The 13,249-nt window shown below is 63.6% G+C and carries 13 protein-coding genes; 7 read left to right on the top strand and 6 right to left on the bottom strand.

Going from position 1 to position 13,249, the window contains the following annotated elements; translation table 11 throughout:
- Nucleotides 1–105: 105 nt before the first annotated feature.
- The 5 genes from pbpC to NMG70_RS31230 all read left to right on the top strand — a co-directional run bounded on the left by pbpC (nucleotide 106) and on the right by NMG70_RS31230 (nucleotide 6,437).
- Nucleotides 106–2,187: a penicillin-binding protein 1C gene (pbpC, locus tag NMG70_RS31250; protein ID WP_254028048.1), complete on the top strand. Its 2,082-nt coding sequence runs from the start codon at nucleotides 106–108 to the stop codon at nucleotides 2,185–2,187.
- Nucleotides 2,188–2,538: 351 nt separating this feature from the next.
- Entirely contained in the window at nucleotides 2,539–3,567 is a 1,029-nt protein-coding gene (locus tag NMG70_RS31245) for a sulfate ABC transporter substrate-binding protein (protein WP_254028047.1), read from the top strand.
- Nucleotides 3,568–3,598: 31 nt separating this feature from the next.
- Nucleotides 3,599–4,450 (top strand): sulfate ABC transporter permease subunit CysT, encoded by an 852-nt coding sequence (gene cysT, locus NMG70_RS31240; protein WP_254028046.1) that lies wholly within the window; start codon nucleotides 3,599–3,601, stop codon nucleotides 4,448–4,450.
- Nucleotides 4,443–5,327 carry a sulfate ABC transporter permease subunit CysW gene (cysW, locus tag NMG70_RS31235; protein WP_254028045.1) on the top strand — a complete coding sequence of 295 codons (885 nt, stop codon included), beginning with the start codon at nucleotides 4,443–4,445 and terminating at the stop codon, nucleotides 5,325–5,327. Before cysT ends, cysW begins: the two co-directional genes overlap by 8 nt.
- A 69-nt stretch (nucleotides 5,328–5,396) precedes the next feature.
- Nucleotides 5,397–6,437, top strand: a complete 1,041-nt coding sequence (locus tag NMG70_RS31230; RefSeq protein WP_254028044.1) for a sulfate/molybdate ABC transporter ATP-binding protein — start codon at nucleotides 5,397–5,399, stop codon at nucleotides 6,435–6,437.
- A gap of 14 nt (nucleotides 6,438–6,451) precedes the next feature.
- Here the strand turns inward: NMG70_RS31230 and NMG70_RS31225 are convergent, their stop codons facing one another.
- Together NMG70_RS31225 and NMG70_RS31220 are read right to left on the bottom strand one after the other, a co-directional pair.
- Nucleotides 6,452–6,850, bottom strand: a complete 399-nt coding sequence (locus tag NMG70_RS31225; protein WP_254028043.1) for a type II toxin-antitoxin system VapC family toxin — start codon at nucleotides 6,848–6,850, stop codon at nucleotides 6,452–6,454.
- Nucleotides 6,850–7,143 (bottom strand): antitoxin, encoded by a 294-nt coding sequence (locus tag NMG70_RS31220; protein ID WP_254028042.1) that lies wholly within the window; start codon nucleotides 7,141–7,143, stop codon nucleotides 6,850–6,852. Before NMG70_RS31220 ends, NMG70_RS31225 begins: the two co-directional genes overlap by 1 nt.
- 254 nt (nucleotides 7,144–7,397) lie before the next feature.
- On the opposite strand from NMG70_RS31220, the gene NMG70_RS31215 reads away from it, so the two are divergent.
- Both NMG70_RS31215 and NMG70_RS31210 read left to right on the top strand, forming a co-directional pair.
- Nucleotides 7,398–8,384 carry a sulfate ABC transporter substrate-binding protein gene (locus tag NMG70_RS31215; RefSeq protein WP_254028041.1) on the top strand — a complete coding sequence of 329 codons (987 nt, stop codon included), beginning with the start codon at nucleotides 7,398–7,400 and terminating at the stop codon, nucleotides 8,382–8,384.
- A gap of 252 nt (nucleotides 8,385–8,636) precedes the next feature.
- Nucleotides 8,637–9,086 carry an RrF2 family transcriptional regulator gene (locus NMG70_RS31210; RefSeq protein WP_029351604.1) on the top strand — a complete coding sequence of 150 codons (450 nt, stop codon included), beginning with the start codon at nucleotides 8,637–8,639 and terminating at the stop codon, nucleotides 9,084–9,086.
- Nucleotides 9,087–9,121: 35 nt separating this feature from the next.
- Here the strand turns inward: NMG70_RS31210 and NMG70_RS31205 are convergent, their stop codons facing one another.
- From NMG70_RS31205 to NMG70_RS31190, 4 genes are read right to left on the bottom strand one after another with little or no spacing between them, the layout of a single operon-like run.
- Nucleotides 9,122–9,670, bottom strand: a complete 549-nt coding sequence (locus NMG70_RS31205; protein ID WP_436798499.1) for a gluconokinase — start codon at nucleotides 9,668–9,670, stop codon at nucleotides 9,122–9,124.
- An 8-nt stretch (nucleotides 9,671–9,678) separates the two neighbouring features.
- Nucleotides 9,679–10,665, bottom strand: a complete 987-nt coding sequence (locus tag NMG70_RS31200) for an ABC transporter permease (RefSeq protein WP_254028040.1) — start codon at nucleotides 10,663–10,665, stop codon at nucleotides 9,679–9,681.
- Nucleotides 10,662–11,642: an ABC transporter permease gene (locus NMG70_RS31195; RefSeq protein WP_254028039.1), complete on the bottom strand. Its 981-nt coding sequence runs from the start codon at nucleotides 11,640–11,642 to the stop codon at nucleotides 10,662–10,664. The genes NMG70_RS31200 and NMG70_RS31195 overlap by 4 nt, the downstream gene beginning before the upstream one ends.
- Complete coding sequence (locus NMG70_RS31190; RefSeq protein ID WP_254028038.1) at nucleotides 11,639–13,219, bottom strand: sugar ABC transporter ATP-binding protein; 1,581 nt, start codon at nucleotides 13,217–13,219, stop codon at nucleotides 11,639–11,641. The genes NMG70_RS31195 and NMG70_RS31190 overlap by 4 nt, the downstream gene beginning before the upstream one ends.
- Nucleotides 13,220–13,249 lie beyond the last annotated feature (30 nt).

The following is a 13,249-nucleotide window of genomic DNA, read 5'->3' as shown; positions in this document are numbered from 1 at the left end:
TCTCCCCGAGGGGAGAGGAGATCGAAAGCGCCGGCGCCAGCCTCTTCTCCCGGACGAGGAGAAGGTGGCCGCGAAGCGGCCGGATGAGGGGGAATCTTTTTTTCGATGAGGATTCTTCGCAAATTCGCTACTGGGGTTGCAGGGTGCGCCGGCTTCGTCGCGCTCGCCGCTGCCATCCTCTGGCAGCTCGACCGCGCCTTTCCGCCGCCGCTGCCGGCGGCGCTGACGGTATCGACAGAAGTGCAGGACCGCGACGGCCAGCTGTTGCGGGCCTTCGCCACGCCGGACGGCTATTGGCGGCTCGCCACCCGCCTCGACCAGGTCGACAGACAGTTCGTCGAGATGCTGGTGACTTACGAGGACAAGCGCTTCTGGGACCATCAAGGCGTCGACGTGTTGGCGCTGGCCCGCGCCGCCGGCCAGTTCGTGACCAATGGCCATATCGTCTCCGGCGGCTCGACGCTGTCGATGCAGTTCGCCCGGCTGACCGAACCGCGCGACAGCCGCAGATTCGGCTCCAAGCTCAAGCAGCTGCTGCGTTCCCTGCAGATCGAGCGGCGGCTCAGCAAGCGCGAGATCCTCGAACGCTATTTGACGCTGGCGCCCTATGGCGGCAATCTCGAAGGCGTGCGCGCCGCCTCGCTGGCCTATTTCGGCAAGGAGCCGAAGCGGCTGACCGTCTCGGAGGCGGCTCTGCTCGTCGCGCTGCCGCAACTGCCGGAAAAGCGCCGGCCCGACCGCAACCTGGCAATCGCCCTCGCCGCCCGCGACCGGGTGCTGACGCGCATGGTCTCATCAGGCCTGCTCGGCGAGCGCGAGGCTGCACGTGCCGCGCTCGACGACGTTCCCGCCATCCGCCGCCCGCTGCCGGCACTTGCCGCCCACGCCGCTTATGCAGTGCTGCCCAGGGCCGTCGCAGGCCAGAAGCTGCGGCTTACGATCCGCAAAAGCGTCCAGGAAGGGCTGGAACAGGTGGCCAGGGATGCCGCAACCAAGCTCGGCCCCCGCTTGTCCGTCGCCATGGTGCTGGCCGACGCCCGCACCGGCGACATCCTCGGCGAAGTGGGCTCTGCCGACTATTTCGACGCCAGCCGCTCCGGCTGGATCGATATGACCAGGATCGTCCGCTCGCCCGGTTCGACGCTGAAGCCGTTCATCTACGGGCTCGCCTTCGAGCAGGGATTGGTGGCGCAGGAAACGCTGATCGATGACAGGCCGACGGATTTCTCCGGCTATCGGCCGACGAATTTCGACATGGGCCATCAGGGCGACGTCAGCATTAGGCAGGCGCTGCAGCTGTCGCTCAACGTGCCGGCGATTAGTGTGCTCGACGCGGTCGGGCCGGCGCGGCTGCTCGCGCGCTTCCGGCAGGCCGGCGTCACGCCGATCCTGCCCGCCAACAAGGCGCCGGGTCTCGCCATCGGCCTCGGCGGCGTCGGCGTGACGCTGCGCGACCTCGTCCAGCTCTATGCCGGGCTCGCCAATGGCGGCAAGGCACACACGCTGCATGACGGCACCGAGCCAGCAAATACCGAGCGCTCCACCGCTACCATCCTCGACGATCAGGCGAACTGGCAGATCACCGACATATTGTCTGGCGTCAAGCCGCCCGAGGGCGCCGCCCAGCGCGGCATCGCCTACAAGACCGGCACTTCCTACGGCTACCGCGATGCCTGGTCGGTCGGCTTCGACGGGCGCTACGTACTGGGTGTCTGGGTCGGCCGTCCCGACGCCGGCGCGGTGCCCGGCCTGTCCGGCTATGTCTCGGCCGCACCGATCCTGTTCGAGGGCTTTGTCCGCTCCGGCCTGGCTGCCGTGCCGCTGCCAAGCCAGCCGGCCGGCGTCATCAGATCCAGGCGCGACGATCTGCCGGTGACATTGGCGCGCTTCGGCTCTGGCGCCGACGGCCTGGTCCAGGCAACGCCGACCGAGCCCGCGCCGACGATCGTCTTTCCGCCCGACGGCGCCCACGTCGATCTCGGCGCCACCGCCGCCGACGCCACGCCACTGGTGCTGAAGCTGCAAGATGGCCGCGCCCCGTTCCGCTGGCTGGCCAACGGCAAGCCGCTGGTCGGCCTCGACCGGCGGCGCACCGCGACCTGGCAGCCGGACGGCGCCGGCTATTCGACCCTGACCGTCATTGACGCGGCCGGGCGTGCGGCTAGCGTGAAAGTGTTCGTTGAATAGAATGCGCCAAGCGATTCAGGTAATTGGCTTCCACGCGGTCGGCGGTTAGCAGGATACTTGCCCATGCCTGTTCCGAGGCACCGAAGCGCGTCTTCCGCAAGGTCGCCGTCTCCTTGCAACTCTTTCGGCAGCCACCGCTCGCACCACATCCAGCCATTGCCGAGGCGCGACCTGCCTCTAGATAGATCGCTTCATGTGCTCGGATTCCGCATAGCGGCGTTGCGAGGAAAGAATTTCTTCGTGAGGCCGAAAGCTGGCGCAAAATTGCTTCAAAAGGCCGAAAAAAGCAACTTTGAATGCATCTAATTTCTACTAATTCGGTAGATTGAGGTGATCTCAACGGAGGCAGAAATGACCAATCCTCATTTCAGGAAACTGCTCGGCGCACTGGTCGCCACATCTGTCCAGTTCGGCACGCTCGGTTTCGCGTTTGCCGATACCACCATCCTCAACGTGTCGTATGACCCGACGCGTGAGCTTTACAAGCAATTCGACGAGGCTTTTGCCGCCCACTGGAAGGCCGAGACCGGTGAGACGATAACCGTCCAGCAGTCACATGGCGGGTCGGGCGCGCAGGCCCGCGCCGTGATCGACGGCCTCGACGCCGACGTGGTGACGCTGGCGCTCGAAGGCGACATCAACGCCATCGTCGAGAAATCGAAGAAGATCAATCCCGACTGGCGGACCAAATTCGAGAACAATTCGGCGCCCTACACCTCGACCATCGTCTTCCTCGTCCGCAAGGGCAATCCGAAAGGCATCAAGGACTGGGGCGATCTGGTCAAAGACGACGTCCAGGTGATCACGCCGAACCCCAAGACCTCGGGTGGTGCACGCTGGAACTATCTCGCCGCCTGGGCCTATGCCAACGCCAAGGATGGCGGCGACGACGCTAAGACCAAGGAATTCGTCGGCAATCTGTACGCTCATGTTCCGGTGCTCGACACCGGTGCGCGCGGTGCGACCGTGACCTTCGCGCAAAAAGGCCTGGGTGACGTGCTGCTGGCCTGGGAGAACGAGGCCTATCTGGCGCTCGACGAATTCGGTGCCGACAATTTCGACATCGTCTACCCGCCGACCTCGATCCTGGCCGAGCCGCCGGTCGCCGTGGTCGACGCCAATGTCGATGCCAAGGGCACGCGAAAAGTCGCCGAAGCCTATCTGAGCTATCTCTATTCCAAAGAAGGCCAGACGCTGATCGCCAAGAACCACTATCGCCCGTCGAAGCCCGATTTGGTACCGGCGGAGGACCTCGCCAAACTGCCTGAGATCAAGCTGATCACCATCGACGATCCACTTTTTGGCGGTTGGAAGAAGGCGCAGCCTTACCATTTCGGCGACGGTGGTATATTCGACCAGATCTATAAGCCGGCCCAATAGCGCAGTAAGCCAGACTCTAGATCAGGACGATATGACCACAGCACCCGCAAAAGCGGGGTGGCGGTTCAGACAGCCGAGCGTCATTCCGGGTTTCGGATTGACGCTCGGCTTCTCTCTTGCCTACCTCACGCTCATCATCCTTATTCCCCTGTCGGGGCTGATCTGGCGATCGGCCGCGCTCGGCTGGACCGATTTCTGGGCGATCGCCACCGACCGCCGCACCATCAATGCGCTTGAAATCAGCTTCGGCACGGCCTTTATTGCCGCTTCCGTCAATGTCGTCTTCGGCACGATCGTCGCCTGGGTGCTGGTGCGCTACAACTTTCCGGGCCGCCGCATCGTCGATGCCATGGTCGACCTGCCCTTCGCACTGCCGACGGCGGTGGCCGGCATCGCGCTGACCACGCTCTACGCGCCGAATGGCTGGCTCGGCAGCCTGCTGGCGCCGCTCGGCATCAAGGTCGCCTACACGCCGCTCGGCATCGTCATCGCGCTGATCTTCATCGGCCTGCCCTTCGTCGTGCGCACTGTCCAGCCGATCATGGAGGAGATCGACAAGGAGGTGGAGGAAGTGGCCGCCACGCTCGGCGCCAATCGCTTCCAGACCATCGCCCGGGTTCTGCTTCCGGGCCTGGCGCCCGCGATCGTCACCGGTTTCGCGTTGGCTTTCGCACGCGGTGTCGGCGAGTACGGCTCCGTCATTTTCATCGCCGGCAATCTGCCCTACAAATCCGAGATCGCGCCGCTTCTGATCGTCATCCGGCTGGAGGAATATAATTACGCGGCGGCGACCGCGATCGCGGCAATCATGCTCGCTTTGTCGTTCGTGATGCTGCTGGTCATCAATCTGGTGCAGACGTGGAGCCGCAAGCGCTATGGCTGATCCGGAGATCAAATCCTACGCACCACACCACGAAAGCCAGTCGGCGGCAGTGACCGAAAGCCGCCCGGCGAAAGCCGTGCTGATGATCGTGACCTTTGCCTTCCTCGGCATTTTCCTGCTCTTGCCGCTGATCGTCGTCTTCAACGAAGCCTTCGCAAAGGGCCTCAGCGCTTACACCGAGGCGCTGACCAACCCAGACACGCGCTCGGCGATCCACCTGACACTGCTGGTGGCGGCGATCTCGGTGCCACTCAACATCGTCTTCGGCATCTCCGCCGCTTGGGCCATCGCCAAGTTCGAGTTCAAGGGCAAGGCCTTCCTGACCACGCTCATCGACCTGCCGTTTTCGGTCTCACCGGTCATTTCCGGCCTGGTCTATGTGCTTTTGTTCGGCGCGCAGGGCCTGCTCGGCGGCTGGCTGAAGGCGCATGGCATCGTCATCCTGTTTGCCGTGCCGGGCATCGTGCTCGCTACCATCTTCGTCACCTTCCCCTTCGTCGCCCGCGAATTGATCCCCTTGATGCAGGAACAGGGCAATGGTGACGAGGAGGCAGCGCTGTCGCTCGGCGCCAATGGCTGGCAGGCTTTCTGGTACGTAACGCTGCCCAACGTCAAATGGGGGCTGCTCTACGGCGTGCTTTTGTGCAATGCCCGCGCCATGGGCGAGTTCGGCGCGGTCTCCGTCGTGTCGGGCCACATACGCGGACTGACCAACACCATGCCGCTGCATGTCGAAATCCTCTATAACGAGTATAATGCCGCAGCCGCCTTCACCGTCGCTTCACTGCTTGCGGGCCTGGCGCTCGTCACGCTGGTCTTGAAAACACTTCTCGAGATGCGCTACGGCGCCGAGCTCGCCGCGACGCGCGGACACTAAATGCATGTCGCCCAAAAGTGTGTAGCGGTTTTGGGACAACGACATGCATCGACAAAAAAGGGACGGTTGATGGAAGTTCGCGTTGCCAACGTGCGCAAGGAGTTTGAGCGGTTTCCGGCGCTGCACGACGTTTCGCTCGACATCAAGTCCGGCGAGCTGATCGCGCTGCTCGGGCCCTCGGGCTCCGGCAAGACGACGCTGCTCAGGCTGATAGCCGGGCTGGAGCGGCCGACGAAAGGAAAGATCTTCTTCGGCGAGGAGGATGCGTCGCAAAAGTCGATCCAGGAGCGCAATGTCGGCTTTGTTTTCCAGCATTATGCCCTGTTTCGCCATATGACGGTGGCCGACAATATCGGCTTCGGCTTAAAGGTCCGGCACGGGCCGTCACGTCCGTCGGCGCAGGAAATCCGCCGCCGTGCCTCCGAGCTTCTCGACCTCGTCCAGCTTTCCGGCTTGGAAAAGCGCTATCCGGCGCAGCTCTCGGGCGGCCAGCGCCAGCGCGTAGCGCTTGCCCGCGCGATGGCGATCGAACCGGCCGTGCTTTTGCTCGACGAGCCGTTCGGCGCGCTTGACGCCCAGGTCCGCCGCGAGTTACGCCGCTGGCTGCGCGACATCCACGACGCTACCGGCCACACCACGGTCTTTGTCACCCATGACCAGGAAGAAGCGCTCGAGCTTGCCGACCGCGTCGTTGTGATGAGCCAGGGCAGCATCGAGCAGGTCGGCACCGCCGACGAAATCTACGACACGCCGAACTCGCCCTTCGTCTACGGCTTCATCGGTGAATCCAGCGCGCTTCCCGTCAAGGTCGAGGACGGTCAGGTCTGGATCGCCGACCGCCCGATCGGGCTGTCCGCGCCGCACGCACCGCAAGGCGAAGCAACGCTGTTCTTCCGCCCGCACGATGTCGACTTGGTGGACGAATGCAACGGCTGCATCGCCGGCACGGTCGCCGCCAGCCGCCGCGTCGCCGGCACCAGACGGGTGGAACTCGAAATCGGCGGCGAGCGCCAGCGGGTCGAGATCGAGCTGCCTGTCGACCATCCGGCGGCGCAGAAAAGCCGGGTGGCGTTCAGGCCGCGGCGCTGGAAGCTTTTTCCGGCTCCTTGATCCTCTATCCGGCCCTACACCAGCCAGTTCTCGACCTTCAGGCCTTTGATGCGGTTGAACTCTGCCGTGTTGGCCGTCACCAGGGTAGTGCCCAGTGCGTAGGCGTGGGCAGCAATAAAAAGGTCGTTCTGGCGAATGGTCCGGCCGATGCGTTCCAGCTCCGCGCGAATGGCGCCGTACTCGGCATCTACCGGCACATCGAGCGGCAGGACAGGAATCTCAGCCAGCAATTCCTCGACCTTCTTGAGCAGCTTGGCCGATCCCTTCCTGACGCAGCCATATCGAAGTTCCGAGGCGACCACGATGCTGGTACACACGGCGGCGTCCCCCATGCGCAGGAGGGCGCTGGCGGCTCTGCCTGCCGGGTTCCGGATCATGTCGCTGATAATGTTCGTGTCCAGCATGAACCGCATTAAAAAAATTCCTCGGATGTGACAGGCACATCGTCGATTTCGGGGAAGTCTTCCTCGGGGCCGAGCGGCGGCTCTTTCGCCCATTGCGCGAGCAGTGCCGAGAGGCCAGGTTTGCGGACCGGCTCGATGACCAAGCGGTCGCCTTCACGGCTGATCAAGACCTTTTCGCCGGGGAGCTCAAACTCGACAGGAATGCGCACCGCCTGGCTGCGATTATTGCGAAACAGCTTCGCCTCTTTCGGTGGCGTTGTTGCCTCTTTCGGTCGCATTGTTGAATGGCGGCGCTGGGGCATAGCGAAGGCTCCTTGTATATACCGTTTGTATATGCCAGATCGCGCCGTGACGCAATCGTCTTGCCAACGCACGTCTGCAACACTTGGCCGGCCGGGAAGCATCGTGTCTGATTGAAAGAAAATCCTAACGACGGCCCGGAATGGGAACATTTTTCTAGCGATGACGTGGCGAAACCGTTCTACGTGTCTCGTCGCCCCCCATGCCTTGCCGCTATGTTTCGGCCATAAGCGCACTGCATTGGAGTTCTGATTTCATGAAGCGATTTTTGCTTGGCGTCGCCATATTGGCCGGCCTGTTCCTCGCATCCTCCCAAGCCTGGTCGGCCGACAAATTGCTGAACGCGTCTTACGATGTCGGCCGCGAACTGTTTGCGCAGGTCAACAAGGCCTTCGTCGCCGAGCACCCCGGCGTGACCATAGATCAGTCGCATGCCGGAACGTCGGCACAGGCGCGCGCCATCGCCGAGGGCCTTGGCGCGGATGTCGTCACCTTCAATCAGGTCATCGACATCGACTTCCTGGTCTCGAAAGGTCTCATCTCCGCCGACTGGCAGAAGGATTTCCCCGACAACGCCTCGCCTTTCTATTCGCTGCCGTCTTTCCTGGTGCGCGCCGGGAATCCAAAGAACATCAAGGATTGGAACGATCTCGTGCGCGACGACGTCGAGGTGATCTTCCCCAATCCGAAAACGTCGGGCAATGCGCGCTACACCTATCTCGCAGCCACCGCCTACGCCAAAGAGGCCTTCAAGGGCGACGACACCAAGGTGAAGGAATTCGTGACCAAGCTGTTCAACAACGTCCCGATTTTCGACAGCGGTGGGCGCGCCGCCACCACCACCTTCGTCCAGCGCGAGATCGGCGACGTGCTGATCACCTTCGAGTCGGAAACGCGCGGCGTCCGCAGGGAGTATGGCGATGACAAGTTCGAGCAGGTGACGCCCTCGGTCAGCCTGCTGGCGGAGTTTCCGGTGGCGATCGTCGACACGGTCGCCGACGAGCATGGCACGCGTGACCTCGCCAAGACCTATCTCGACTTCCTATACACGCCGCAGGGCCAGGACATCGCCGCCCGCAACGGCCTGCGGGCTCGCGACGCGTCGGTCGCCGCCAAATACAAGGCTGAATTCCCCGATATCCGCCTGCTGACGGTGGAGGACGTCTTCGGCGGCTGGGCCAAGGTCCAGGCCGAGCATTTCGCCGCCGGCGGGTTGCTCGACCAGACCTATGGCAGCCGCTGACGCGAGCAATCTTCCAACTTGATAAGTAAGAAAGCCGGCTTACCCGCTTTCGTCGTTTTCGCGCTCCGCAAGGTGATTTCCTGCACTTTCCGGGCGCACCATCCAAAACGTCACGAAGAATCAACGTGTTTGTGCCTACTGTGCCTCGGACGGCTTGTTTCGCGAAACTGCATCGCGTGACCAAAACGTCATGATTTACACACAAACAACCGCCAAATGCGGGCGGTTGGGGTTTCATGAACTGAATCGGGCATGCTTACCAAAAAAGGCAAATACGGCCTCAAGGCCCTTGTGCATCTGTCAGGCTTGCCGGTCGGTCAGCTCGCATTCGTCAACGACATTGCCGTCGCCAACAACATCCCGAAGAAATTCCTGGATGCCATTCTGGGCGAATTGCGCAATGCCGGCTTCGTCCAGAGCCGCAAGGGCAAGGAAGGCGGCTACCGTCTCGCCCGGCCGGCCTCCGAGATCAAGATCGGCCATGTCGTGCGTGTACTCGATGGGCCGTTGGCGCCGATCCCTTGCGCCAGCCGCACCCAATATCAGCGCTGCGAGGATTGCGACGAGGCGACATGCCAAGTCCGGAACATGATGCTGGAGGTGCGCCAGGCGATCGCCGAGGTGCTGGACAATCGCAGCCTCGCCGCCATGCGCGATGCCGACAATGACGATTTTCCTGTCGAGCTGACATCGCAGATCTGATCAGGCACTGAAGCAGATCCGCGCCGGCGTACCCCTCATGAATTCGCCTCGAACAGGCTCACGACATCGCCGACAATGTCGGCGATTGGGCGCTTCGCATCGAGCGTCAATGCGTTCTCGTCCGCTGCTGGCGCTTCGAGCGTGGCGAACTGGCTGTCAACCAAGCTTGCCGGCATGAAATGGCCCCGGCGGGAGCCGACGCGCTGCTTTGCGGTCGCGGGATCGATTTCCAGATAGAGGAAAACGATGTCCTGGCAAAAGCCGCGCAGACGCTCGCGGTAGCTGCGCGTCAGCGCCGAACAGGCAGCCACCACGCCCTGCCCGTCGCCGACCGATCCCGCAATGCGCCGGCCCATCGCGTCGAGCCAGCCTTCCCGCAATGCGTCGGTCAGCGGCTCGCCTCTTGCCATGCGCGCGACGTTTTCCGGCGGGTGCAGCCTGTCGCCCTCGACGAACATGGCGCCTAACGTAGCGGCCAGCGCTTCGCCGACGGCCGACTTGCCACAACCGGCGACGCCCATCACCACGACGGCCAGTGCGGGCCGAACGCGATGCCTCTGCGTTTGTGCTGCCTTTTCGTCCACGATTCGGGTCAGCGGCTGGCCGGCGCGCGGCCGTAAAGCAGGAGCATGGCGACGATGACGACGCCGTAGATGATCTGCCGCCCCGCCTCAGGCATCTGCATGACCGAAAGAATGGATTGCAAAAGCGTGATCAGGATGACGCCAGCGACCGTGCCGAGATAGGAGCCGCGGCCGCCGAGGATCGAGGTGCCGCCAAGCACGACCGCTGCGATCGACGGCAGGAGATAGGCGTCGCCCATCGACTGCGCCGCCTTGGAGGCATAGCCGGCCAGAAGCACGCCGCCGAAGGCGGAGAGCCCGCCGGAGACCGCGAAGGCGATGAGCACCACGCGCCGCGTGTCGATGCCGGAGAGGTAGGCGGCGCGCTCGCGGTTGCCGATGCCGTAGACCGTACGGCCGAAGCCGGTGCGGGTCAGCACGAAAACCATCGCGGCACCGATCAGCGCCCAGATGACGACCGCGTTGGGCACGCCCGGAATGGCGAAGCCGGTCGCCAGATAGCGCATCGCCCGGGTCGCCGAATCCTGTGGCGAGAACCCGCCGGTATAGACCACCATCAGCCCTTGCGCGACGGCATTGGTGGCGAGCGTGATGATCATCGAGGGAATGCGCAGATAAGCGACGCCGATGCCGTTTACGACGCCGATCGCGACACCGCAGAAGATGCCGAACGGGATCGCCAGCGCCACGCCGACCGGGCCATAAGCGGCGGCCGCACAGGCCATCATCGCGCCTGCCGCCACCGACCACGGCACCGACAGGTCGATCTGGCCGAGCAGGATGACCAGCATCATGCCGGTGGCGATGACGCCGAGAAACGAGGCCACCTTAAGCTGCTGCAGCAGATATTCCGGCGACAGGAAGCTGCGCGAATAGAGACTGCCGACAAACAGCAGCAGCACGATGCAGGCAAAGGCGGTCAGCACCGCCGGGTCGGCGCGGCGGACGAATTTCGGCATGCGGCCGGCGATGCCGCCGATGGTCGTTTCGCTCACAGGAACCACTCCAGCCGGTTGCGGACCCTGAACAGGGCGAAGGCGCCGAGGCTGACGGCGATCAGCAGGATGACGCCCTGGAACAGCGGCTGCCAGAGCGGATCGAAATCGAAGACGAAGAGCAGGTCGCCGATGGTGCGGAATGCGAGCGCGCCGAAGATCGCGCCGATAGCGCTGCCCTTGCCGCCGAACAATGAGACGCCGCCAAGCACCACGGCGGCGATCGAGAACAGCGTATAGGCATTGCCGCTGGCATAGGCCGCCTCGCCCGTATAGGTGAAGAAGGTCAGGAACAGCCCGCCGATCGCGGCCAACAGGCCGGCCAGCGCATAGGCGGCGAACTTGCCGCGGCGGATCGGCACGCCGGACATGTAGGCCGCCATTTCCGACGATCCGGCTGCGTAAGCGGCGCGGCCGAGCACCGACCGGCTGAACGGCATCCAGACCACGAGCACGACGGCTAGCAGCGCCACCAGGCTCGCCGGCACCACGCCGAACAGCCGCCCGGTCAGGGCGTCGGCCAGATCCTCGTTGACCGAGCCGCCCGGGAACGGCCGAAGCAGCAGCGCGATGCCGAAATAGACCGCGCCGGTGGCGATGGTGGTGACAATCGGCTGCAGCCTTCCGTAGATGACGATGGCGCCGTTGATCGCCCCGCACAGCAGCCCGGTGCCGAGCACCGCGACGACGCCGAACGCGGTTTCGATGCCGGTGCCGATGACCAGCCATGAGGCCAGGCAATTGGTCAGCAGAAAGATCATGCCGACGGAAAGGTCGATGCCGGCGGTGATCACCACCAGCGTCTGCGCCATGGCGACGAAGGCAAGCAGCACGCCCTTGTTGGAAGCCGTCTGCACGACATTGGCGGTAAAGCCGGCCGGATGGTTCGAGGTATAAATCGTGAACATCACGATGAAGATGCCGAACGCCAGCAGCGTTCCGCGTTGTTCGGCAAGCCAGTAGCGCCAATCCTTCACGCGTCCGCTCCTCGGGCTGGCGTCTTCGCCATGCCCTTCGCCATGCCTCTGGCAGGCATCTCTTCGCCATGGATGTTGAGCGCGCTGGCGATCAGCGCCCGCTCGGTGATCTCGGCGCCGACCAGCTCGCGCTTGACCGCTCCGTCATAGAGCACCAGCACCCGATCGCAGCAGCCGATCAGCTCGTCATAGTCGGTGGAGTAAAACAGTATCGCCGCGCCTTGGTCGGCAAGCTTGCGCATTAGCTGATACAGTTCCTGTTTGGTGCCGACATCGATACCCCGCGTGGGGTCGTTGAGCAGGATGATGCGCGGCTGCCGCATCAGCCATTTGGCGATGACGACCTTCTGCTGATTGCCGCCGGACAGTGCGCCGACCGGAATGTCGAGGCCGGCCGTCTTGATCGCCAGCAGAGCTACCATGTCGTCGATCAGCCGCTGCTCGGCGGCACGGTCGATGATGCCGGCCCTGGACAGCCGGTCGAGTGTTGCGAAGGAGAGGTTTTCGCGCACCGTCATCGGCAGCATCAGGCCTTCCGTCTTGCGGTCTTCCGGGATCAGCGCCATGCCGATCCGGTCACGGCGCGCCTTGGCCGGGCTGGCGATCGCCACCGGTTTGCCGTCGATCAATATCTGGCCGCTGAGGCCGCGCAGCACGCCGAAGAAGGCGAGCAGCAATTCGCGCTGGCCCTGGCCGTCAAGACCGCCGAGGCCGACGACCTCGCCTGCCCCGACCGTAAGCGAGATATTGTCCAGCCGGTCGGTCCAGGAAAGCTTGCGCGCCTCCAGCACGGGAGCGGCGGTGGCCGGCGCGCGCACCGGCTTCGGCGGGAAAATATGGCTGTATTCGCGGCCGATCATCAGCTCGACGACTTCATTGTCGCTCTTCGATCCAGCAGCATAACTGGCGACATTGCGGCCGTTGCGGAACACCGTGCACTGGTCGGCAAGCTCGGCGATCTCGTTCATCCGATGCGAGATGTAGAGCAGCGCCAACCCTTCCGAGCGCAGCCGCTTCAAGACGCCGAAAATCTTGGCGACGTCGGCCGCGGTCAGCGCCGAGGTCGCCTCGTCGAGGATCAGGATGCGCGGCTTCCTGGCAAGTGCCTTGGCGATCTCGACCATCTGCCTTCTTGAAAGAGGAAGGTCTTTGACCAGCGCCAGCGGGTGGATATCGGCAGCGCCCGCGCGAGCCAGGGCTTCTTCCGCGATGCGTCGCTGCGCCTTACGGTCGATCATGCCGAAGCGTTTGGGCGGATCGGAAATGACGATGTTGTCGGAAACGCTGAGTTCGGGGACGAGCGACAGTTCCTGGAAAATGCAGACGATGCCGGCCTGGTTGGCCGCTGCCGGCGACGAGAAAGTCACCTCGCTTCCGTCCAGCATCATGCGGCCTTCGTCAGGCGCGACGACGCCGGCCATGACCTTGATCAGCGTCGATTTACCGGCGCCGTTCTCGCCGAGGATGGCGTGAATGCTGCCTGGTGTAACCGAAAGCTCGGCCTTTTCCAGCGCCCGCACACCGCCATAGCGCTTGGATATGCCCTCCATGCGGAAGAGCGGAATCGCGCCGTCCATCGGCCCCTCCCAAGGCGCTTGTTCTTCGGA

Origin of the sequence: Mesorhizobium ventifaucium, from assembly GCF_935822925.1 — a bacterium.
Lineage (GTDB): Bacteria > Pseudomonadota > Alphaproteobacteria > Rhizobiales > Rhizobiaceae > Mesorhizobium > Mesorhizobium ventifaucium.
The sequence above is the reverse complement of the archived record's forward strand: the minus strand, read 5'-3'. Positions and strand labels throughout refer to the sequence as shown.

What these genes read in the sequence shown, in the direction of transcription:
- NMG70_RS31225 (WP_254028043.1), bottom strand. Translation starts at nt 6,850, where the DNA reads ATGCGGTTCATGCTGGACACGAACATTATCAGCGACATGATCCGGAAC.
- NMG70_RS31245 (WP_254028047.1), top strand. Translation starts at nt 2,539, where the DNA reads ATGACCAATCCTCATTTCAGGAAACTGCTCGGCGCACTGGTCGCCACA.
- NMG70_RS31220 (WP_254028042.1), bottom strand. Translation starts at nt 7,143, where the DNA reads ATGCCCCAGCGCCGCCATTCAACAATGCGACCGAAAGAGGCAACAACG.
- NMG70_RS31210 (WP_029351604.1), top strand. Translation starts at nt 8,637, where the DNA reads ATGCTTACCAAAAAAGGCAAATACGGCCTCAAGGCCCTTGTGCATCTG.
- cysT (WP_254028046.1), top strand. Translation starts at nt 3,599, where the DNA reads ATGACCACAGCACCCGCAAAAGCGGGGTGGCGGTTCAGACAGCCGAGC.
- NMG70_RS31190 (WP_254028038.1), bottom strand. Translation starts at nt 13,219, where the DNA reads ATGGACGGCGCGATTCCGCTCTTCCGCATGGAGGGCATATCCAAGCGC.
- pbpC (WP_254028048.1), top strand. Translation starts at nt 106, where the DNA reads ATGAGGATTCTTCGCAAATTCGCTACTGGGGTTGCAGGGTGCGCCGGC.
- NMG70_RS31215 (WP_254028041.1), top strand. Translation starts at nt 7,398, where the DNA reads ATGAAGCGATTTTTGCTTGGCGTCGCCATATTGGCCGGCCTGTTCCTC.
- NMG70_RS31230 (WP_254028044.1), top strand. Translation starts at nt 5,397, where the DNA reads ATGGAAGTTCGCGTTGCCAACGTGCGCAAGGAGTTTGAGCGGTTTCCG.
- cysW (WP_254028045.1), top strand. Translation starts at nt 4,443, where the DNA reads ATGGCTGATCCGGAGATCAAATCCTACGCACCACACCACGAAAGCCAG.